Here is a 20,890-nt window from a genome sequence, read left to right as displayed (position 1 = left end):
GCACTATGCGTCTGGTGCCCTTCGGTCGGCCCCCCTCCCTGCCCTCCCCCGCAGGCGGGGGAGGGTTCCCGCGCTCTTCCCGCGCACTTTCCCGGTGGCGATGCGACGCGCGACACATTGGGGCTTTCTTTTCACGTTGCGCGCCATAAACACGCCCATGCCTGCTTGAGCTGAGGGTCCCTTCTCCGTGTCCGAGAGTTCCGCCGACCACCTCGTCGTCTTCACCCCCTCCGGCAAGCGCGGGCGGTTCGTCGACGGCACCAGCGTGCTTCAGGCCGCACGGAAGCTCGGCGTGGACCTGGACAGCGTCTGCGGCGGGCGGGGGATTTGCGGGCGCTGCCAGGTCGAGGTGGGCGAGGGCTCATTCCCGAAGCACGGCATCGAGTCCCGCACGGACCACGTCACCGGCTGGAATGCGGTGGAGGAGCGCTACGTCTCCAAGCGCGGCGCTTTGGCCGAGGGACGCCGGCTGGGTTGCCAGGCGAAGGTGTGCGGCGACCTCGTCGTCGACGTGCCCCCGGACAGCCAGGTTCACCGCCAGGTCGTGCGCAAGCGCGCCGAGGCGCATCCCATCCAGATCGATCCCGTGGTGCGGCTCTGCTACGTTGAGGTCGCCGAGCCCGACATGCACGACCCCGCCTCGGACTTCCGCCGTCTGCAGGACGCGCTGGCCGAGCAGTGGGGCGTCGAGCGGGTCACGGCCGACCTCCCGGTCCTCGCCGGCCTCCAGAAAGCGCTGCGGCAGGGCGAGTGGAAGGTCACCGCGGCGGTGCGCAAGACGGGTCATCTCGTCGCCCTTTGGCCCGGCCTGCGCGAGAAGGCGTACGGCATGGCGGTCGATGTCGGCTCCACCACCATCGCCGCCCATCTCACCGACCTGATCACGGGCGAGGTGGTCGCCTCTGCCGGGCTCATGAACCCGCAGATCCGCTTCGGCGAGGATCTGATGAGCCGCGTCTCCTACATCATGCTGAACCCGGGCGGCGAGAAGGAGCTCACCTCGTCGGTCCGCGAGGCGCTGGACGGGCTCGTCGGCGAGGTGGCCCAAGAAGCGGGGATCGACCGGACCGACGTGCTGGAAATGACGATCGTCGGCAACCCCATCATGCACCACCTGGTGCTGGGGCTGGACCCCGTGGAACTCGGCGGCGCTCCCTTCGCCCTCACCATCGACGGCGCCTACGAGGCACGGGCGCGCGAACTGGGCGTTTCCATCGCGCCGGGTGGCTTCGTCTTCTCGCTGCCCTGCATCGCCGGCCATGTCGGCGCGGATGCTGCCGGCGTCGTGCTGTCGGAGGGCCCCTATCTCAAGGACGAGCTCACGCTGCTTGTCGACGTCGGCACCAATGCCGAGATCGTGCTCGGGAACCGGCAGCGCCTGCTCGCCTGCTCGTCGCCGACTGGGCCCGCCTTCGAGGGCGCGCAGATCTCATCCGGCCAGCGCGCCGCGCCAGGGGCCATCGAGCGCATCCGCATCGACCGCGATACGCTGGAGCCGCGCTACAAGGTGATCGGCTGCGACCTGTGGTCGGACGAGCCGGGCTTTGACGAGGCCACCGCCTCCACCGGCGTCACCGGCATCTGCGGCTCCGGCATCATCGAGATCATCGCCGAGATGTGGCTGGCCGGGATCATCACGCAGGACGGCGTGGTCGACGGGTCGCTCGCGGCCCGCACGCCGAGGATCGAGGCGACCGGGCGCACCTTTTCCTACCTCGTCCGCGAGGGCGAGCCGCGGATCGTCGTGACCCAGAACGACGTGCGCGCCATCCAGCTTGCCAAGGCGGCGCTCTATGCGGGCGTCAAGCTTCTGATGGACCGATACGGCGTCGACAAGGTTGAGCGGATCACGCTGGCGGGTGCCTTCGGCAGCCATATCGACGTGAAGTACGCCATGGTGCTGGGCCTCATCCCCGACTGCGACCTCGCCAAGGTGGCATCGGCGGGCAATGCCGCAGGCACGGGCGCACGCATCGCCCTGCTGAACGCGGCCTCACGCGGCGAGATCCAGGACGTGGTCCGGCGCATCGAGAAGATCGAGACGGCGCTGGAGCCCGCCTTCCAGGACCATTTCGTCGCGGCGATGGCGATCCCCAACAAGCTCGACCCCTTCGAGGAACTGTCGAAGGTCGTCGCCTTTCCCCCGCCCAAGATCATCGAGCATGCAGAGGGCGAAGGCCGCCGCCGGCGGCGCCGGGAGGGGTAGTGACGCTGCGCTGCCGCTGGCATAACAGGCCACCCCAGCGGAGCACCACCCGGCCTAATCCCTTCGAGCGCGGCACGGGCCGGTTCTTTCAATGCGGCACCGCACCAAGAGCTGTTTTTCAGCGCGCTTTCAATGCACTCTGCAAGCTTAATGTTAATATGTTAATCCTAAACTAAAGATTGCCTTTTCGCACCGCACCATATCGTTCATCCTGCCGTCACATACCCAGGTCGGAGAGGCGGGCCATGGACGTCCGGGAATTGTTGCGCACGTTGGACAGCATGCTCGCGAGCGCTCCCGGACGGATGGCTTTCGTGGTGACAGACACACCGGACGGCACCCGCCCGCTCGAGGCGCTGCTCGACGGAGCGCTGGCTGCCGCGCGCCGTCACCGAATTCCGTTGGCTGAAATCCAGCTCGACATGGCGAGCTTCCCGGAAATGGGGCCGTTCTACTGGCACGTTCCCGTGGTCGACACGGCGCGGGCCGGTGTGATGCGCCTGGTGTTCGAGCCCACCGTGCCGGCCGAAGCGGCCGCTCACGGCGCCATCGCCGCACACGCGACTGCCTGATCTCCCATGAACTGCGGCCGCGCTTTACGCGGCCCGCTGCCTTCGCCATCGTCGGATGCGAAAGGAGAACGACGATGCAGCCAAGCCCAGACGACATCGCCCGCTGGATCGCCCAGGGCCGCGGCTCGGCCGATGCCGACCTCGTCGTCAAGGGAGCGCGCATCTTCGACCTCGTCACCGGCGCGCTGGACGTCGGCGATGTCGCCATCTCCGGCGATCGCATCGTCGGGACAGGCGGGGAGTATCGCGGACGGCGGGAAATCGATGCCCGCGGCCGCTTCGTGGTCCCCGGTTTCATCGATACGCATCTTCACATCGAGTCGTCCCTGGTCACTCCCGGCGAGTTCGACCGGTGCGTCCTGCCGCGCGGCGTGACGACAGCCATCTGCGACCCGCACGAGATCGCCAACGTGCTGGGGACCGAGGGCATCCGCTACATGCTCGAGTGGTCGCTCGCGACGGTGATGGACCTGCGCGTGCAGCTGTCGAGCTGCGTCCCCGCCACCCATCTCGAGACGTCGGGTGCGCGGCTGGAGGCCGAAGACCTCCTGCCGCTCGCCGGGCATCCCAAGGTCCTGGGGCTCGCCGAGGTGATGAACTTCCCCGGCGTGCTCGCCGGCGACAGCGGCATGATGGCCAAGCTCGCCGCCTTCCAGGGCCGCCAGATCGACGGCCACGCTCCCCTCGTCGGCGGCCGCGACCTCGACGGTTATTGCGCCGCGGGCATCCGCACGGACCACGAGACGACATCCGCCGCCGAGGCGCGGGAGAAGCTCTCGAAGGGCATGACCGTGCTGATCCGCGAGGGGTCGGTGTCCAAGGACCTGGCCGCCCTGAAGGAGCTGGTCACGCCGGACCTGGCGCCCTTCCTCGCCTTCTGCACGGACGACAGGAACCCGCTCGACATCGCGGAGGAAGGCCACCTCGACCACATCATCCGCACCGTGATCGCCTCCGGGGCGCGCCCGCTGGACGCCTACAGGGTGGCCTCGATCTCCGCCGCGCGCGCCTTCGGCCTGCGCGACCGTGGCCTCGTGGCGCCGGGATGGCGGGCCGACCTCGTCATCCTCGACGATCTCGATGCATGTGCCGTGCGGCAGGTGATCTCAGCTGGCCGCGTCGTGGATGCCGGGCTGTTCGCTGCCCGTGCTCACGTCGATCCCGTCGGGCGGCACAGCGTCAGGGCGAAGCCGGTCGCGGCGCACGACTTCGTCATACGCGGGCCGGGGCCGACGACGCCCGTCATCGGTGTGCGGCCCGGGCGCATCATCACCGACCGCCTCACCGCCGAGCTGCCCTTTGCCGACGGGGAGCGCGGCACCGACACCGAGCAGGACATCATCAAGGTGGCAGTCGTCGAGCGCCACGGGCGCGGTCACGGCATCGGCCGGGCCTTCGTCAAGGGTTTCGGCCTGAAGAGGGGCGCGATCGCCTCCTCCGTGGGCCATGACAGCCACAACATCTGCGTCGTCGGCGCGGACGAAGCGGACATGGCCTTTGCCGTGAACCGGCTGGGCGAGATCGAGGGCGGCTTCGTCGTCGTCGACGGCGGCCGGGTCCTGGCGGAACTGCCGCTGCAGGTCGCCGGCCTGATGAGCCTCGCAACCCATGAGGACGTGCACGACCGCCTGATCCCCCTGCGAGCCGCCGCGAAACGGCTGGGCGTGACGCTGCCCGAACCGTTCCTGCAGGTCGCATTCCTGCCGCTGCCGGTGATTCCGCACCTGAAGATCACCGACAAGGGGCTCGTCGACGTCGACGCTTTCGCCTTCGTCGGGGCCTGATCCCCGGCATGGAAGAGGACACCAAGGGAGGGGCCGCCCCAGGCGTCCCCGACACGCCGCGCAGACGCTCGCTCCCGGTCGCCATCCTGCTCGCGCCGGTGGACGCGATCGTCGGGGTGGTCGTGCTGCTCGACGCAGTCGCCGGGCCGCTCTTTCGTCCGTTGCTGCGGTGGCTGTTCTCGCTGCGCATCTTTGCGGCGGCCGAGCGTGGCATCGCCATGCTCCCGCCCTACGGCATTCTGGCGCTGCTTGCCGTTCCGTTCGCGCTGGCCGAGCCGCTGAAGATCGTCTCGCTCTGGTGGATCGCCTCGGGGCGGCTCGCGCTGGGCGTGACCGCCCAGGTCTTCGCCCACCTCATGACACTCGTCGTGGTCGACCGCATCTACCATGCAGGTCGGCACAAGCTCCTCACCATCGGCTGGTTCGCGTGGATCATGGTCCGGCTCGCCGCTGTCCGGGACGCGGTGCTCGGCCGGATGCGCGGAACAGCGCTGTGGCGCGCCGCCATCGCCGCCGGACAAGGGGTGCGGGCGATGGGACGGGCCTTGCGGGACTGGATCGGCGCCGCGCGCTGACCGGGTGGTCATCCCGAGCGCGGAGCAGTCCTGCGCTCCGGCCGGGATGACTTGTGGGGGCCAAAGGGGCGGGTCTGAAGACCCGCGCTCCTGCCGGACCGCGCGTCTTCAGACGCGCAGTCGCACCTCCGGCGACGGAGAAGCCGCCCTCCCCTACCCCACTGCCTCACGCACCTTTGCCAGTTGCGCGCGGCGGTCGTGGCGGGCGGAGAGCGCCTGGTCCATGGTCACCTTTACGAAGCGGGCCGGCGTATGCGGCTGCATCTGGCCGATATAATCCATGTCGGCCGAGACCACCGTGCCCACCATGAAGTAGCCGCCACCCGACACCGCGTCGCGGTGCAGTACGATCGGCTCCGTGCCGCCCGGGATCTGGATGGACCCGTAGGGATAGCAGCTGTCGACGATGTTGCTGGGATCCGACCCCGCGCCGAAGGGCTGCTTGCGGGCGACGAACTCCATCGGCCGGCCGCCGCGGAAGCGGTAACCGATGCGGTCGGCCTCGGGCGCCACTTTCCACGTGTCCTCGAAGAAGTGCTGGCCCGCCGCCTCGGTAAGGCGATGCCAGTAGAGGCCCGGCAGCATGCGCAGCTCTGGCGAGGAGGCCGGCTTCCTGCGCAGCGCCTCCGGGATGCTGCGGCCCGCCTTGCCTCCCCCCGATGCGCCGGTCTGGAGAACGTCGCCCGCCTTCAGCGCGCGGCCCTCAAAGCCGCCGAGCGCCCCCAGCATGTAGGTCGAGCGGCTGCCCAACACGACGGGAACGTCGATGCCGCCGGAGACGGCGATATAGGCGCGCGCACCCGCCTTCAGCACGCCGAAGGACAGGGTCTGCCCCGCCTTCACGGGGAAGGAGGTCCACGTCTCGCGTGCTTCCCCGTCCACCTTGGGCGGGAGTTCCGCGCCGGCCACGGCGACGACGGCGTCGTGCGTGAACAGGAGTTCCGGCCCCATGAACACGGCTTCCAGCACAGCGGCCCCCTCGTCGTTGCCGACGAGGATGTTGGCGGCGCGCAATGCGTAGCGGTCCATGCCCCCGGAAATCGGGATGCCGAGATGGTAGTAGCCGGGGCGGCCCAGGTCCTGGACCGAGGTGGCCAGTCCCGGCTTCTTGACCTCAATGGCCATGGAGCACCTCGTCGAGCTTGCGGTTGGTGGCGTCGGGGTCCTTCTGGAAGGCTGCGAGGTCGAAGCGCGCCTTGCGGATCACCGGCTGGTAGCGCCCGCTGTCCACCTGGCGGACTGCCTCGTCGTATTCCTCCCGGCCGACCGGCCTGAACTTGATGATGTCGCCGGGATTGAACAGGCACATGAACTCGCGGAGATAGCTGATCTCCTGCCTGGGGTCGTAGATCGGCATCGGGGTGATGCCGAACATCTGGTAGCCGCCCGCGCCCCGCACGGAATAGATCGCCCCGAAGCAGCCGCCATGGCCCACGGTGAGCTTTGGCGTGTCGGTGCGTGGCCGCAGGTATTTCGGCACCTCGATCTGCTTTGAGCGCTCGACCATCTGGTACATGAAGGGCAGGCCGGCGACGAAGCCGACCATGGACACGAACCAGGGCGCGCCCGAATGCGCCTTGATGAAGGCGTCGACATTCTCGTAGCCGTTGATGCGCGCGGCGTAGTCGATGTCGGTGCTCGACGGGTCCTGGTGACGCTCGCGGAAGCGCATCAGCGTCTCGTGCGTCCACGGGTCGTTGTAGTACAGCGGCATCTCGACGATACGAGTGTCGAGCACCTTCTCCGCCTTCTCGGCGTGGCTTTCCAGCGCCTGGATCTCCTTCAGGAGTTCGTCGGGCGCGATCACGTCCGGGTCGAACTTCACCTGCATGGAGGCGTTGGCCGGGCAGATCTCGGTCACGCCCTTGATGCCGCTGTCCTTGACGGCATTGCAGAGGGCGAGGCTCTTGAAGAAGGCCTCGAGCGACATTTCCTCGTCCATCTCGACGAAGATGTGCTCGTCCCCTCCGAACGAATAGCGCGTTGTCATCGGCGGTCAGCCTCCTGGGGTTCAGCCGGGCGGGAGGGGATTGGCTTCGAGCCAGCCCTCCAGCCATCGCGTATGGAAGCGCGCCGCGCCCACCTCGGGATCACGGGCCAGCGCCTGGTGCAGCGTCTTCGTCGTCTTGATGCCCTCGACTTCGAGCTCGGCCAGCGCGCGCGCCATGCGGGCGATGGCAGCCTCGCGGGTCTCGTCCCACACGATCAGCTTGCCAAGCAGGCTGTCATAGAAGGGCGGCACCGTGTAGCCGGGGTAGAGCATCGTGTCGAAGCGGACGCCCGGCCCGCCGGGCACGACGAGGCTCGTCACCGTGCCGGGGCCGGGCAGGAAGTTCCGTGACGGATCCTCGGCGTTGATCCGCACCTCGATGGCATGTCCGTTCAGCCTGATGTCGGACTGGCGCAGCCGCAGCTTCTCGCCGCCCGCGATGCGGATCATCTCGCGCACGAGATCGACGCCCGTGACCAGCTCGGTCACGGGATGCTCCACCTGGATGCGCGTGTTCATCTCGATGAAGAAGAACTCGCCGGTGGTCTCGTCGTAGAGGTACTCCAGCGTTCCCGCGCCGCGGTAGTTCACGGACCGCGCGAGCCTCACGGCGGAGGCACAGAGCGCCTCGCGCACCGGGTCGGAGAGCGGAGCGGCCGGTGCCTCCTCCCACACCTTCTGGCGGCGGCGCTGCAGGGAGCACTCGCGCTCGTAAAGATGGATAGCATCATGCCCGTCGCCGAGGATCTGAACCTCGACGTGCCGCGCCCTGCCGATGAAGCGCTCGAGATAAAGCCCGCCATCACCGAACGCAGCCTGCGCCTCGGCGCTCGCCTGGGGCAGAAGAGTGGCGAGCTCGGCGGCATCGGCCGCCACGCGGATGCCACGTCCGCCTCCGCCCGCCGAGGCCTTGATCATGACGGGGTAGCCGATCTCCCCGGCCAGGCGCAGCGCTGTTTCGGGATCCGCGACGCGGCCCTCGGTGCCCGGGACGGTCGGCACCCCTGCCTTGGCCGCCACTTCGCGGGCCCTGGCCTTGTCGCCCATCTCGCGGATGGCGTGGGGTGTCGGGCCGATGAAGACCAGCCCGGCCTTCTCCACCGCCTCGGCGAAGGCAGCGTTCTCGGAGAGGAAACCGTAGCCGGGATGCACCGCGTCGGCCCCGCTATCGGCCGCCGCCTTCAGGATCGCGTCCGTGTTGAGGTACGACTTCGCCGCGTGCGGCGGACCGATGTTGACGGCCTCGTCGGCAAGGCGGACGGCAAGCATGTCGGTGTCGGCCGCGCTGTGCACCTGCACGGTGGCGATACCGAGCTCGCGCGCCGCACGGATGATCCGCACGGCGATTTCGCCCCGGTTGGCAACGAGGATCTTGCGAAGTGCCATTCCGGCTCAGTCCTCGAGCTCGTACAGCGGCTGGCCCGCCATCACCGGCTCCTCGTTGTCGACGAGGAACTTGACGATCTTGCCGGCATCCTCGGCGGTCACGGGCGTGAAGGTCTTCATCACCTCGATCAGCCCCACCGTGTCACCGATGGCGACCGCATCGCCCTCCGTCTTGAAGTTCGGCTGGTCGGGTGCCGGCTTGCGGTAGAAGGTGCCGGGGAGCGGCGCCGGGATGGTCTTGGGCATGGTGTCTCCTGAAGGATGGATCAGCGGGGAACGGTCTTGCTGACCGGCTGCACGGCAATTCCGTTGGAGTCGAAACCCTCGCGGATGGCCCGAGCGATGGCGAGCGCGCCGGGCGTGTCGGAGTGGAAGCAGACGGACTCGAACTGGATGTCGATCGTGTCGCCCTCGACCGTGTCGACCTTGCCGTCGAGGCAGGCGCGCACGACGCGGTCGGCGACCCGCTTGGCATCCAGCTTCTCGCCGCGGCGGGTGAAGACGATGGAGCCGGTGCGGTCGTAATCGCGGTCGGCGTAGAACTCCCGCACTACGGGCTGGCCCGCGGCCTTGGCGATCTCGTACGTCACGGCCACGCCCATGCAGAAGAGGTAGAGCTCCGGTCCGACCTGCTGGATCGCATCGACGAGTTGCCTGGAGAACTCGCGGTCCTTCGCGGCATGCATGTAGAGCGCGCCATGCGGCTTCACGTGCTGGAGCGGGACGCCGTGCCGGCGGGCGAACTCTCGCAGGGCGCCCACCTGGTACAGCACCTCGTTGGTCAGCTCCTCCGGGGTGCCGCCCATGTGGCGCCGCCCGAAGCCGTGCAGGTCGCGGAACCCGGGATGCGCTCCGACCCCAACGCCGTTCGCCTTGGCGAGCTGCACCGTGCGGTCCATCAGGCTGGGATCGCCCGCATGGAAGCCGGTGGCAATGTTGGCGGAACTGATCAGCGTCATCACGTCGGCATCGACGGAATCGCCAAGGGACCAGAGGCCGAGCGCCTCTCCCATGTCGCAGTTGAAATCGATCGTCTTCGCCACGGCTTCGTCCTCCATCCGGCATTCGCGCCCTGAAGGCGAGGGATCCCCGCCACGCTAACGCCCGCCTCCCCGTCCTTCAATCCGTCATGGCGCCAGCGCGGCCTCCGCCGCACGGGCTCCCGCCGCGCGTCCTTCCCGGCCGACGAACTGCGACCAGCGGCGGACGAGGTAGTTGTGCTCGTCCATCGTCGTGTTCCACACCGCGATATGGCTGGCCCGTTCCCACCAGCCGCCGCCCGGACGCCTCGAGCCCGCCCGCACGGTCACCTGGCCGTCCGGCCCGGCAAGATCGCACGCCGCCGGCCGTCCGTCGTACCAATAGTCCCACTCCTCCGGGGCGAGATGGCCGCGGACCCGGCCGGGCACCGACATGTAGTAGCCCTGCCGCGCCATCACCGCGCCGGGCCAGCCGGTCAGCCACCAGTTCAGGTACTCGTAGGCGACGTCCAGCATGCGGCCGTCGAGATGCGCGGACAGGCACTGGCCGCCGTGCCAGGCGCGGTAGCCCTCCTTGGGCACCGCCTCGGAGACAGGGAGCCCCGTTCGCATCACTGCAGACAGACCCGGCGACCACATGCTCTGAATGGCAGCGCGGCCCTCGGTCATGAACACGGCGGATTCGGCCGCCGTCTTCCAGAAGCCGGTGAAATGCCCCTCCCGCTTGCGGACCGCGAGGCGGGCGATGATCTGGTCGATCTCGGCAACGGAGAGATTGCCGATGTCGCGAAACCGCACCTCGCCAAGTGCCTGCAGGGAAAGCGCGGCGTCGAAGATGCCGATGGCGGGTTCGTCGACCAGGGCCATGCGCCCCTTGGCCCTGCCGTCGAGCAGCCAGCCCCAGCTCGGCTCCTCGCCCTCTGGCGCGTCGTAGAGGTCGGGCCTCCAGGCGAAGCCGTCGAGGTTGTAGACCGTCGGCAGCATACTGACATGGCGGGACGGACGTGGCCCCAGCGAGAGACCCGGCTGCACGTACAGCTTGTTGACCGGCGCGTCGCCGCGCCCCGTCGGCGCATAGTCGTTGATGCGGCCGGTCTTGGTGAGGTCGCTCACCTCGTCCCAGAGCCGGATGCGCTGCGTATCGATGGGCTGCACCGCACGCCAGAACCAGACGATGTCGAGGTTGTGGAAGCACTGGTCGTAGAGGTCGAAAGTCCGTGGTTCCGTCGCGGCCTTGTGCTGCGCGCCCAGGAAGTCCAGCATTTCGAAGGTGATCGTGATGCCGAGATCCTGCTCGGCCTGCCGCCTCACCTCCTCGAGCAGCGTGATCTCCGTGCCCAGCACGCGCAGATGCGGCTTGCCCGCCGTATGGACGGCAGGCGACTGAATGCGCCTCGCATCGGGCGCGTCGGTCAACCGTTCCACCCCGTCACCTCATGCCGGTGCCGGCACGCCGAGGCCCGCGAAAGCCATCAGCGAGCGCTCCACCGCCGTCCGGTCCAGCCCGTCGACGATGAAGACCAGCCGCGAGCGGCGGTCGTCATCCGGCCAGGCTCCCATGTGCATGGGCGGATGCACGAGATGCTGGACGCCGTGCACAGCGACGGGCGTCGGAGCTCCCGCCACGTTGAGGATGCCCTTCACCCGAAGCACCTGCTCGCCATGGCGGTTGAGCAGCATCGTCAGCCAGATGCCGAACAGCGTCCAATCGAGCGGCGCCTCGAAAACCAGCGAGAAGGCGTGGATGCTTTCGCCGTGCCGGTTCGGGTCGTGCGCATGTCCTTCGCGGTGTGCAAGGCCATGCGCATGTTCGTGCCCGTGGTCGTGGTCGTGATGCCCACGGCCCTGCCGGGCCGCGTCGACCTCCGCCGCGAACCATTTGCGTGCCTGCTCGCTCTTGCCCGCGAGCTCGAAAAGGTCGTGCGAGAGCAGCGCCTCGGCGTCGACCTCCGCCGCGCCACGCCACAGGGGTGCGGCGGGATTCAGAGCACGGATGCGGGCTGCCACCGCATCAGCAGCGGGCTCTTCGACGAGGTCGGTCTTGGTGAGCACCAGCCGGTCGGCCACCGCGACCTGCTTCACCGACTCAGGCTGCCTGTCGAGCTGCGCCGGCCCGTTCACCGCGTCGACGGTGGCGATGACATTGCCCAGGCGGAAGTGGTGCTTCAGCACGGGGTCGGCATGGACGGTGGACAGGATCGGAAAGGGATCGGCGAGCCCCGTGCTCTCGACGACCAGGCGGCGGAAAGGCGGGATGACCCCACGGTCGCGCTTCGAGTGCAGGTCCTTGATGGCGTCCGACAACTCTCCGCGGATGGTACAGCACAGGCAGCCCGACTGCAGCAGCACCATCGTCTCGTCGATGCGCTCCAGGAGGTGATGGTCGAGCCCAACTTCGCCGAACTCGTTGATGAGCACGGCGGTGTCTGCCAGCGCGGGATCGCGCAGCAGTGCCTGCAGCAGCGTCGTCTTGCCCGAGCCGAGGAAGCCGGTGATCAGGTTGACGGGCGTGAAGGCGGGATGGTCACCCACGCGCCGCCTCCAGCCGCGATACGAGCCCCGGGTCGAGCGGGTCGCAGGGGCGGCCGGTCAGCCGCTCCGCGGTGGCCCAGAGATGTGCCAGGTTGTCCACGATCTCCGACTTGCCGGTGACCGTGGACAACACGAACGAAGACCCCTGCCAGTCCGCCAGGTTCAGCCCGAAATGCTTGAGGATGCGGTTCGCATGGGCCACCCGCAGCATGCGCTCGCGGCGGCGCTCGACGGAGTCGGTGTTGCGCGTGAACACGCCCGGCCGCGCGACCGCATCCGTCCAGTGTTCCGACCCGCCGAGAACGCCGCACAACGCGCACATGGTCCGTCTCCTGTCCTCGTCATCCCGGGCGCTGTGCAGCAAGCTGTGCCGATCCGCGGACCCGGGATCCCGGACCACTGCAGCCTTCGGCTCTCTTCGCACGACGGGATGCCGTCGTCCCGGATCCCGGCTCTTCGCTTCGCTGCAGCCGGGATAACGCAGGAGGGCACTGCACGTGCCGCGCCCTCCGGCGTGTAACTCACTTCTTCCGCGGCGACCGGCGCGCGAAGTCGTCGGCCATCTCGTCCATGGTGACGAACCGGACGCCGGGGTGGCTGATCATGTGGTAGTAGAGCCTCTCCAGCATCATCAGCACATGAGGCCGCCCGGCGACGTCGGGATGGATCGTCATCGGAAACACGGCGTAGTCGTACTCGCGATAAACCCAGTCGAACTGGTCACGCCACATCTGCTCGATGTCGCGTGGATTCACGAAGCCGTGGCTGTTGGGCGACTTCTTGATGAACATCATCGGCGGCAGGTCGTCGAGATACCAACTTGCCGGGATCTCGATGAGGTCCGTCTCATGCCCGCGCTTCAGCGGGACCATCCAGTCCGACGGCTTCTTGGAGTAGTCGATCTTCGTCCAGCTGTCGCCCACCCGCACGTAGTAGGGCACGTGGTCGTGGTGCATCAGCGAGTGGTCGTACTTGATGCCGCGCTCCAGCAGCAGCTCGTTGGTGACGGGAGAGAACTCCCACCAAGGCGCCACGTAGCCGGTCGGCCGGCGGCCAGAGAGCTTGGTGACGAGATCGATGCACTTGTCGAGGATCTCGGTTTCCTGCTCGCGGGTCATCGCGATCGGGTTCTCGTGGGTGTAGCCGTGGATGCCGATCTCGTGGCCGGCGTCGGCCACCATCTTCATCTCCTTCGGGAAGGTCTCGATCGAGTGGCCGGGGATGAACCACGTCGTCTTGATCCCGAGGCGGTCGAACAGCTTGACCAGGCGCGGGCTGCCGACCTCGCCGGAGAACATGCCGCGCGAGATGTCGTCAGGCGAGTCCTCGCCGCCATAGCTGCCGAGCCAGCCCGCGACCGCATCCACATCGACGCCGAAGCCGCACAGGATTTCCTTGGCCATCGATCCTCTCCTTTGTTGTCTGTTCGGGGTGTCCCGTTCTCACCAGCTGGTTGCCCAGTCCGGCGCCTCGTAGTCGGCCGGATAGGCGAACTCGTAATCGAGCGGCGGCTTGATCACGTATTTCCGGTCGAACGGCACGAGGTCGACCGGCTGTCCGGCGCGCACCATGGCGGGCCAGTCGGGGTTGGCGAACATCGGGCGGCCCACCGCCACGTAGTCGCCTGCGCCGCTCTCCAGCACTTCCTCGGCCGCCGCGCCCTGGTCGATGCCGCCATTGACGATCACCGGCAGGCCGCTCGCCTCGCGAATGGCGACAGGCATCGGCACATCCGAATTCGGGTCGCGGTTGTCCTTCCATCCGAAGCTCGACCAATGCAGGGCGTCGGCGCCGCAGCCCCGGAGCGCCTTGCCGATCGCACGCGCCGTCTCGACGCCACCCGCCCACGCGCCCATGAAGTCGTCGACGCCATCCTGCGACAGGCGCAGCGTCAGGATCTTGTCCGGGCCGATCGCCTTGCGGACCTTTTCCAGCACCATGCGCGGGAACCGCACGCGGTTCTCGGGCGAGCCACCATAGGCGTCGGTGCGCAGGTTCGTGCGGTCATGGATAAACTGGTAGAGCAGGTATCCGTTGGCGCCGTGGATCTCGACACCGTCGAAGCCCGCCTCGACCGAGCGGGCGGCACCTTCGGCGAAGCCGTCCGCCACCTCGACCATCTCGGCTTCGGTGAGCGCGCGTGCGGGCCCGAACGTCACCTTGGGCCACGCGCCCGTGATGCCCCGGATCCGGGCCTCGTAGTCATTGTCGGTGTAGAGCACCCAGCCGCCGCTCTGCGTGTCGCTGGCGCTGACCGGCTTCTCGCCCTGGGCGAGACAGCGCGGGTCGGTGACGCGGCCACCATGCATCAGCTGGCAGATGATCGCGGCGCCGTTCTTGTGCGACGCCTCCGTCACCTTCCGCCACGCGGCAACATGCTTCGCATTCGCAATTCCGGGCTGGGACAGGTAGGCGCGGCAGCCGTGCCGCTCCTCCTCATAGGTGCCCTCGCTGATCAGCAGCCCCGCACCGCCACGCGCGCGACGGGCGTAGTAGGCGACCATCTCGTCCGTCGGCGTGCCGTCGGGCTCCGCCATCTGGCGCGTCAATGGAGCAAGCGCGACGCGGTTGCGCAGGCTGACCCCGGCAAGCTTGCCGGGCGCAAACAGTTTCGGAAACGCTTCGGCCACAGTCCCCTCCCATGGATGCGCCTGGTGTCAGGCGCGAAGTGTCAGCCCCGGCCGCGCACGATGTCCTCGGCCGCCATCGACACGGCGAGCAGGTGGTCGTCGCGCCCGGGCGCGCCGGACAGAAGGAAGCCAGTCGGCATGCCCTCGGCGTCGGTCCCGTTCGGGATGGACACGCCGCACCAGTCGAGGAAATTGCCGAGCAGCGTGTTGCGCAGCGTCTTCAGGTTCGTCCGGACGAAGAGGTCGTCGTCGGCCTCCAGCGCTGCGATGGACGGGGCGACATGCGCCACCGACGGCGTCGCGACGACGACATGGCCCTGCAGCTCCGCCGCGACCTGCGCCACAAGGCGCTGCCTGGCCTCCATCACGGCCACATAGGCGGTGAGCGGCGCCGCGTGACCCATGGCGATTCGGGCGGCCACGCGACGATCCATGCGCTTCGCGTCCGGACCTTCCACACGCTCCTTGTGCAGGGCGTAGGCCTCGGCATTGACGATGGCGAGGTGCTTGGCGCTGAGGGCGAGGATCTCCTCGAAGACCGGAAAAGCCCGGCGCTCGATCTTCGCACCCGCCCGCGCGAGCCTCTCCAGCGCTGCCTCGAAATTGGCGCGCACGGCCTCGTCGCACCCGTCGAGCACCAGGGTGGTGGGGACGACGACGTGCAGCCCCTTGACCTCGCCGCGCCTGATGTCGGGAGCCGCCAGCGCACGCGCCGCGGCGTCGACGAGCACGGCGTCGACCACGGAATGCGCGAAGACGCCCAGCGTGTCGAGCGTGCGCGACAGCGGATAGGCGCCGTCCATGGGCCAGCGGCCGCCCGAGGTCTTGTACCCGACGATCCCGTTGAACGCGGCGGGAATGCGCACCGAGCCGCCCGTGTCCGTGCCGATGGCGACGGGCACGAGGCCCTTCGCCACCGCGACCGCCGATCCGGACGATGAGCCGCCTGGCACGCGGCCCTCGCCATGCGGGTTCACGGGCGTGCCGTAATGCGGGTTCAGCCCGATGCCCGAGAAGGCGAATTCCGTCATGTTGACGCGGCCCACGCCGATCATGCCGGCCGCCTCGAGGTTCGACACGAGCGCCGCATCGCGCGCCGCGGGCGGCGCATCGGCCAGCACCCGCGAGCCGGCCGTCGTCGGGACGCCCTTGAGATCGAACAGGTCCTTGTAGGCAACCGGCACGCCGTCGAGCAGGGAGAGCGGCCGCCCTTCCCTGTGCCGCGCAGCGGAAGCGGCGGCGAGCGCGGCGGCCCGCTCCGGAGTGGGCAGGGTGAAGATCGCCCTGTCCTCGCAGGCATCGATGGCGGCCAGCGTCTGCCGCGTGCCTTCGGACGCATCGAGCGTGCCGGAGGCGAGCAGCGCCGCCCATTGCAGTGCGGAACGCGAGGTGAGGTCGACGGGTGAGCCGGGCATGGGATGCCTCCGTTCAGGCGGGGATGACGGTGGCTTCCTGAGCCTTCCAGGCGAGCCACACCTGTTGGCCCGGTAGCAGGCTGTCGCGGCGATACTTCTCGACATGGCCCTCGAGAGCCACCGAGCGGCCGCTGTCGAGCGTCACCTCGAGCTGCACGAGGTGCCCGACCACGTCGCGCTGCTCGACCCTGGCCGCGATGACGTTGCCCTTGTAGGCGGGAAGCAAGCCGTCGCGCTGCGCCTCGCTGGCGGGATGCACGTCGAACGACTCCGACGGCACGACGATGCGGGCGATGTCGCCGCCCGACAGCCGGCCGTTGAGACGGCCCGTGAAGTGGCCGAATTCCGTGGCGATGTGGCCGACGTCCCCGTCCACCTTCTCCATCGTGCCGGCGAAGATCGTGTTGCGGCCGATGAACTGGGCGACGAACGGCGTATCGGGACGCGTGTAGAGCTCGTAGGGGCTCGAGATCTGCTCGACCCGCCCCTGGTTCATCACCACGATGCGGTCCGACAGCGTCAGCGCTTCCGACTGGGCGTGCGTGACGAAGACGAAGGTGATGCCAAGGTTGCGCTGCAGGAGCTTCAGCTCAGCCTGGATGGCCTTGCGCAGATTGGCATCCAGCGCGCCGAGCGGCTCGTCGAGCAGCAGGATGTCCGGCTCCACCACGAGGCCCCTGGCCAGCGCGATGCGCTGCCGCTGGCCGCCGGACAGCCTGTCCGGCCGCTGGTCCGCGATGTCGGTGAGGCCGAGCTTGTCGAGGATGCGCTCCACCTTCGCATCCCGCTCGGCCTTCGGCATGTTCTTCACTTCCAGCCCGTAGCCGACGTTCCGGCGCACCGTCATGTGCGGGAACAGGGCGTAGTTCTGGAAGATCATGGACGTCGGGCGCCGCTCGGGCGGAACGTCGTTGTAGCGCTTGCCGCGAATAGCGAGGTCGCCGGACGTGATGGCCTCGAAGCCGGCGATCATGCGCAGCGTCGTCGTCTTGCCGCAGCCGGACGGGCCCAGGAAGGCGATGAACTCGCCCTTCTCCACGTCGAGGTTGAAGTCGATGACCGCGGGCGTGCCGTTGTCGTAGACCTTCCCGACATTGGTGAGCTGCAGATCGTAGGCCACGCGCATCCCCGCTCGCTGGAATGGGGACGGGGGCCGCGTGGCCCCCGCCCTTCGTCAGGTCCTCAGGCGCTGAGGAACTCGTCCCACTTCTGGATGAGGTGGTCGTACTCGTCCGGCCACTGATGCCAGTAGGCGACGTTGCCGGCGCGGGTCTCGAGCGAGCCGCCGTCGCGCAGGTCGCCTTCCTTGATGCCGCGCTCCGGCGCGCCCTTCCACGGCTTGCCCTCGTACCAGAAGGCGTACTTGTCGGGATCGAACGCCGCCTTCACGTTGGTCGTGGGCGAGTAGTAGCCCTGCTCCGACACGGTCACGCCGGGAGGTCCGGAGAGCCAGTAGTCGGCATAGGCGAAGACCGCGTCCTTGTTCGGGCTGCCCGTGATCATCGACGGGCCGATGCTCCAGCCGCGATAGCCTTCCTTCGGCACCGCGTACTTGCAGGGCTTGCCCTGAGCCTTCACGGCCATCACGGCCGGCTGCCAGGCGTCGCAGACCACCATCTCGCCAGAGGCGAGCAGGTTGACGAGCTCGCCGAAGTCACCCCACAGCGCGCGGAACTGGCCTTCCTTCTTCTTGGAGACGAGGAACTTCGCCGCCTCGTCGATTTCCTTGGCGTTGGGATTGCCAGGGTTCTTGACGTTGGAGAGACCGAGCGAGTTCATCGCCATCACGGCCTGGCCGAAGGCGATGAGCGGGTCGGTGTTGAGGCCCGACTTGCCCTTCCACTTCTTGTCGAAGATGGCCGTCCAGGTGTTGGCTTCCTCGGCGCTGACGACGTCGGGGTTGTAGCCGACGGAGTCGTAATTGTAGACGGCCGGAACCATCCACAGCTTGGTATGGCCTTCGTCGGCCCAGATCTGCCCGGTGATCTGCGACTTCGCATCCCACTTCGGGTTGGGCTTGGTGAAGGTGTCGCGGATGTTCGCCCAGTTCTTCAGCGACGAGGCCGGGATCGGGTCGATGTTGTTGGTCTGGACCACCGCCGGCAGGCGCTCGCCGATCGTCTCCCAGCAGTCGAAGTCCTTCGAGCCGGAGAGGATCTTGGTCTGCGCGTCCGGGAAGGTCGCGGCCGTTCCCTGGGTGCCGCCCACGCCCGACTTCTTCTTGAAGTCGTCGAGGATGCGCTCCTGCACGGTGACCGAAAGGCCGATCGTGCGCAGCTGCTGCTTGGCGATGTCGCTGGCCGCGGCCCAGGCCTGGCGAGACGACACGAACGGCGTGCCGCCTCCGAGCGCCAGCGCGATCGCGCCGGCGCTTCCCTTGAGCAGGTGCCTCCTGCTGAGTTCCGTCTTGTCTGTCATGTGTTCCACCTCCCGAAAAAACTCACGTATTCGCCGCTGGCGGCTCTAGTAGCGTCCGACAAGGAGCCCGCCATCGACCACCACGACCTGCCCCGTCATGTAGCGGGCGGCCCTGGAAGACAGGAAAGTCACGACGTCGGCGATGTCGTCCGGCTCGCCGATGCGCCCCATGGGAATCCAGGCCGGGGCCTCCTCGGCCCCCTTCTGCCCGAGCGAGTGCTCCTCCGACAGGAGCTGCGCCGTCCGGATGTAGCCGGGCGCGATGCCGTTGACGCGGATGCCCGCCTTGGCGAGCTCCACCGCGAGCCCGCGCACGAGGCCGACGACGCCATGCTTGGCCGAGGAATAATGGACGTGCTCATCCCAGCCATAGGCCACGCCCATGATGGACGAGATGCAGATGATGTTGCCTTTCCCGGCTGCCTTCATCGCGGGAACGGCCGGGCGGATGACGCGGATCATGCCCTTGAGGTCGACGTCGAAGGTGTGATCCCACTTCTCGTCGGTGAGCTTCTCCAGCGGCACGCGGTGGGCGATCCCGGCATTGCAGACGAGGGTGTCGATCATCCCGAAGCGAGAGATGACGTCGCCGACCACCTTCTCCGCCTCCCGCGTGGAGCAGACGTCGAGGTGATGAAACTCGGCCTCGCCCCCCGCCGCGCGGATCTCGGCGGCAACGGCCTCGCCCTCCTTGTCGAGGACGTCGGTGACGATCACGCGATGGCCGAGCTTGCCATAGGCCAGCCCAGTGAAGCGTCCGATGCCGATGCCTCCGCCCGTGATGAAAACCGTCTCCGTCATTCCTCTCTCCCCCCGCTCAGAGCATCACGTCGCCGGAATTCGGACCCAGCGTCTGGCCGACGAACAGGCTCGCCTCGGGCGAGGCCAGGAAGGCCACCGTCGCAGCCACCTCCTCGGGCTCGCCATAGCGGCCCAAGGGCAGCTCGGCGGCCTTGGCCTTGCGCCACTCCTCGGAGATCGAGAGCGCGAGGGGCGTGTTGATGGGACCGGGCGCGACGGCGTTGACGCGCACACCCTGGGTGCTCACCTCGCGGGCCAGCGACTTGGTGAAGCCGATGATGGCCGCCTTGGCCGCGCTGTAGTGCACGAGCTGCTGCCCGCCGATCTGGCCGAGCTGCGAGGCGGTGTTGATGATGACGCCGTCCTTGCGCGCCAGCATGCCGGGCAGCACCGCCATCGTGAACAGGAAGGTACCGCGCACATGCACCGCGAACATCCTGTCGACGTCCGCGATCTTCAAATCCTTGAACCAGGCCTGATGGACATGGCCGGCATTGTTGACGAGCACCGTCGTGGGCCCGAATGCGGCTTCCGCCTCGCCGACGACACGCGAGACGTCCGCCTCGCTGGACACGTCAGCCTGCCAGGCCTTCGCGGCCCCGCCCTCGGCCGCGACCTCCTCGGCGACGGCCTGCGCCTTGGTGCCGTCGAGGTCCACGACGGCGACCGAGTGCCCGTCCCGCGCCAGCCGGTGGGCGACGGCACGCCCGATGCCGGACGCGGCTCCCGTGACGATCGCAAGTCCCACGCCCATCACACGTCCTCCTGGATGGCGACCCGCTTCGCCCGTCGCACGGAGAGCGACATGAGGATCGCGTAGACCGCGAGCAGGGCGAGCGAGAAGATCGTCGTCAGCACGCCGAAGGCGAAGATGTTCGGATGGATCTCGACCGAGAAGGTCCCGTAGATCGCCAGCGGCAGCGTCAGGTCGCGGCCGGAGGAGAACAGCGTACGGGAGAACTCGTCATAGCTGAGCGTGAAGGCGAAGAGCATCGCGGAGAGCACGCCGGGGAAGATCAGCGGGAACGTCACCTTGCGGAAGGTCCGCACCGGCGTCACACCCATCGACCACGCCGCTTCCTCCACCGAGGGATCGAAGCGGTTAAAGATCGCCAGCATCACCAGGAAGGCGAAGGGGAAGGTGTAGACGACGTGCAGGACGAACGCCGTCGAGTACCAGTGCCGGTCGATGCCAAGCGAGTTGGCAACCAGCGCGGACCCGAGCCCGACGAGGACGCCCGGCACCATCATGCCGAGCACGATGAGATAGAACACCACGCCCGAGCCGCGGAAGCGGCGCCGGAAAGCCTGCGCCGACATCACGCCCAGCACGGTGGAGACCACCATGGTGGCGAAGGCGAGGACGAGCGAGCGTACGAGCCCCTCGCCGATTGGCAGCGGCGCGATGCGCGAGGGCGGCGTCAGGCCCAGGATGTGGCGGTACCAGTAGGTCGACCACTCGATGATCGGGAATTGCGGCCCGCCCTCCGGACCCGCCTGGAACGACAGGATGCCGAGGACGATGAAGGGCCCGTAGAGGAAGAGGATGAAAAGGGCCGTGTAGAAGGCCAGCGCTGGGCGCAGGACGGTGCTCTGCATCT

The 20,890-nt window shown here is 68.2% G+C and carries 20 protein-coding genes; 4 read left to right on the top strand and 16 right to left on the bottom strand.

Translation table 11 applies throughout. From position 1 onward, the window contains the following. Positions 1 to 187 precede the first annotated feature (187 nt). From AC5JCN_RS00400 to AC5JCN_RS00385, 4 genes are all read left to right on the top strand, one after another. The gene (locus AC5JCN_RS00400; protein WP_495753022.1) at positions 188 to 2,206 is read left to right on the top strand and encodes an ASKHA domain-containing protein; all 2,019 of its coding nucleotides are present in this window, start codon (positions 188 to 190) and stop codon (positions 2,204 to 2,206) included. A 245-nt stretch (positions 2,207 to 2,451) separates the two neighbouring features. Further along, positions 2,452 to 2,778, top strand: a complete 327-nt coding sequence (locus AC5JCN_RS00395) for a hypothetical protein (protein ID WP_495753021.1) — start codon at positions 2,452 to 2,454, stop codon at positions 2,776 to 2,778. A 74-nt stretch (positions 2,779 to 2,852) separates the two neighbouring features. Next, positions 2,853 to 4,562 (top strand): adenine deaminase, encoded by a 1,710-nt coding sequence (gene ade / locus AC5JCN_RS00390; protein ID WP_495753020.1) that lies wholly within the window; start codon positions 2,853 to 2,855, stop codon positions 4,560 to 4,562. 8 nt (positions 4,563 to 4,570) lie between these two features. Further along, positions 4,571 to 5,137: a hypothetical protein gene (locus AC5JCN_RS00385; protein WP_495753019.1), complete on the top strand. Its 567-nt coding sequence runs from the start codon at positions 4,571 to 4,573 to the stop codon at positions 5,135 to 5,137. 153 nt (positions 5,138 to 5,290) lie between these two features. On the opposite strand, the gene AC5JCN_RS00380 is transcribed toward AC5JCN_RS00385, so the two are convergent. The 16 genes from AC5JCN_RS00380 to AC5JCN_RS00305 all read right to left on the bottom strand — a co-directional run bounded on the left by AC5JCN_RS00380 (position 5,291) and on the right by AC5JCN_RS00305 (position 20,888). Next, positions 5,291 to 6,262, bottom strand: a complete 972-nt coding sequence (locus AC5JCN_RS00380; protein ID WP_495753018.1) for a 5-oxoprolinase subunit C family protein — start codon at positions 6,260 to 6,262, stop codon at positions 5,291 to 5,293. Next, the gene (locus AC5JCN_RS00375; protein WP_495753017.1) at positions 6,252 to 7,127 is read right to left on the bottom strand and encodes a 5-oxoprolinase subunit B family protein; all 876 of its coding nucleotides are present in this window, start codon (positions 7,125 to 7,127) and stop codon (positions 6,252 to 6,254) included. Before AC5JCN_RS00375 ends, AC5JCN_RS00380 begins: the two co-directional genes overlap by 11 nt. A 21-nt stretch (positions 7,128 to 7,148) precedes the next feature. Continuing rightward, positions 7,149 to 8,513, bottom strand: coding sequence for an acetyl-CoA carboxylase biotin carboxylase subunit (locus AC5JCN_RS00370; RefSeq protein WP_495753016.1), 1,365 nt, complete (start codon positions 8,511 to 8,513; stop codon positions 7,149 to 7,151). Positions 8,514 to 8,519: 6 nt separating this feature from the next. Next, positions 8,520 to 8,759 (bottom strand): acetyl-CoA carboxylase, encoded by a 240-nt coding sequence (locus AC5JCN_RS00365; protein WP_495753015.1) that lies wholly within the window; start codon positions 8,757 to 8,759, stop codon positions 8,520 to 8,522. Positions 8,760 to 8,779: 20 nt separating this feature from the next. Next, the gene (locus tag AC5JCN_RS00360) at positions 8,780 to 9,556 is read right to left on the bottom strand and encodes a 5-oxoprolinase subunit PxpA (RefSeq protein WP_495753014.1); all 777 of its coding nucleotides are present in this window, start codon (positions 9,554 to 9,556) and stop codon (positions 8,780 to 8,782) included. 84 nt (positions 9,557 to 9,640) lie between these two features. Further along, positions 9,641 to 10,909 carry an ABC transporter substrate-binding protein gene (locus AC5JCN_RS00355; RefSeq protein WP_495753718.1) on the bottom strand — a complete coding sequence of 423 codons (1,269 nt, stop codon included), beginning with the start codon at positions 10,907 to 10,909 and terminating at the stop codon, positions 9,641 to 9,643. An 18-nt stretch (positions 10,910 to 10,927) separates the two neighbouring features. Next, positions 10,928 to 12,025 (bottom strand): CobW family GTP-binding protein, encoded by a 1,098-nt coding sequence (locus tag AC5JCN_RS00350; protein WP_495753013.1) that lies wholly within the window; start codon positions 12,023 to 12,025, stop codon positions 10,928 to 10,930. After that, positions 12,018 to 12,347, bottom strand: a complete 330-nt coding sequence (locus AC5JCN_RS00345; RefSeq protein WP_495753012.1) for a hypothetical protein — start codon at positions 12,345 to 12,347, stop codon at positions 12,018 to 12,020. The genes AC5JCN_RS00350 and AC5JCN_RS00345 overlap by 8 nt, the downstream gene beginning before the upstream one ends. Before the next feature lie 199 nt (positions 12,348 to 12,546). Next, a complete protein-coding gene (locus AC5JCN_RS00340; RefSeq protein ID WP_495753011.1) occupies positions 12,547 to 13,428 on the bottom strand; it encodes a polysaccharide deacetylase family protein in 882 nt (293 codons plus the stop codon). A gap of 39 nt (positions 13,429 to 13,467) precedes the next feature. Next, positions 13,468 to 14,655 (bottom strand): oxidoreductase, encoded by a 1,188-nt coding sequence (locus tag AC5JCN_RS00335; protein ID WP_495753010.1) that lies wholly within the window; start codon positions 14,653 to 14,655, stop codon positions 13,468 to 13,470. 41 nt (positions 14,656 to 14,696) lie between these two features. Next, a complete protein-coding gene (locus AC5JCN_RS00330) occupies positions 14,697 to 16,070 on the bottom strand; it encodes an amidase (protein WP_495753009.1) in 1,374 nt (457 codons plus the stop codon). Between the two features lie 13 nt (positions 16,071 to 16,083). After that, complete coding sequence (locus AC5JCN_RS00325; protein ID WP_495753008.1) at positions 16,084 to 17,190, bottom strand: ABC transporter ATP-binding protein; 1,107 nt, start codon at positions 17,188 to 17,190, stop codon at positions 16,084 to 16,086. Between the two features lie 62 nt (positions 17,191 to 17,252). Continuing rightward, positions 17,253 to 18,488, bottom strand: a complete 1,236-nt coding sequence (locus tag AC5JCN_RS00320) for an ABC transporter substrate-binding protein (protein ID WP_495753007.1) — start codon at positions 18,486 to 18,488, stop codon at positions 17,253 to 17,255. Between the two features lie 45 nt (positions 18,489 to 18,533). Beyond that, positions 18,534 to 19,289, bottom strand: coding sequence for an SDR family NAD(P)-dependent oxidoreductase (locus AC5JCN_RS00315; protein ID WP_495753006.1), 756 nt, complete (start codon positions 19,287 to 19,289; stop codon positions 18,534 to 18,536). A gap of 16 nt (positions 19,290 to 19,305) precedes the next feature. Continuing rightward, positions 19,306 to 20,043, bottom strand: a complete 738-nt coding sequence (locus tag AC5JCN_RS00310) for an SDR family NAD(P)-dependent oxidoreductase (RefSeq protein ID WP_495753005.1) — start codon at positions 20,041 to 20,043, stop codon at positions 19,306 to 19,308. Then, entirely contained in the window at positions 20,043 to 20,888 is an 846-nt protein-coding gene (locus AC5JCN_RS00305; RefSeq protein WP_495753004.1) for an ABC transporter permease, read from the bottom strand. The genes AC5JCN_RS00310 and AC5JCN_RS00305 overlap by 1 nt, the downstream gene beginning before the upstream one ends. Positions 20,889 to 20,890 lie beyond the last annotated feature (2 nt).

The organism is Alsobacter sp. (assembly GCF_059501845.1).
This window is presented reverse-complemented; position numbering and strand designations above follow the sequence as displayed.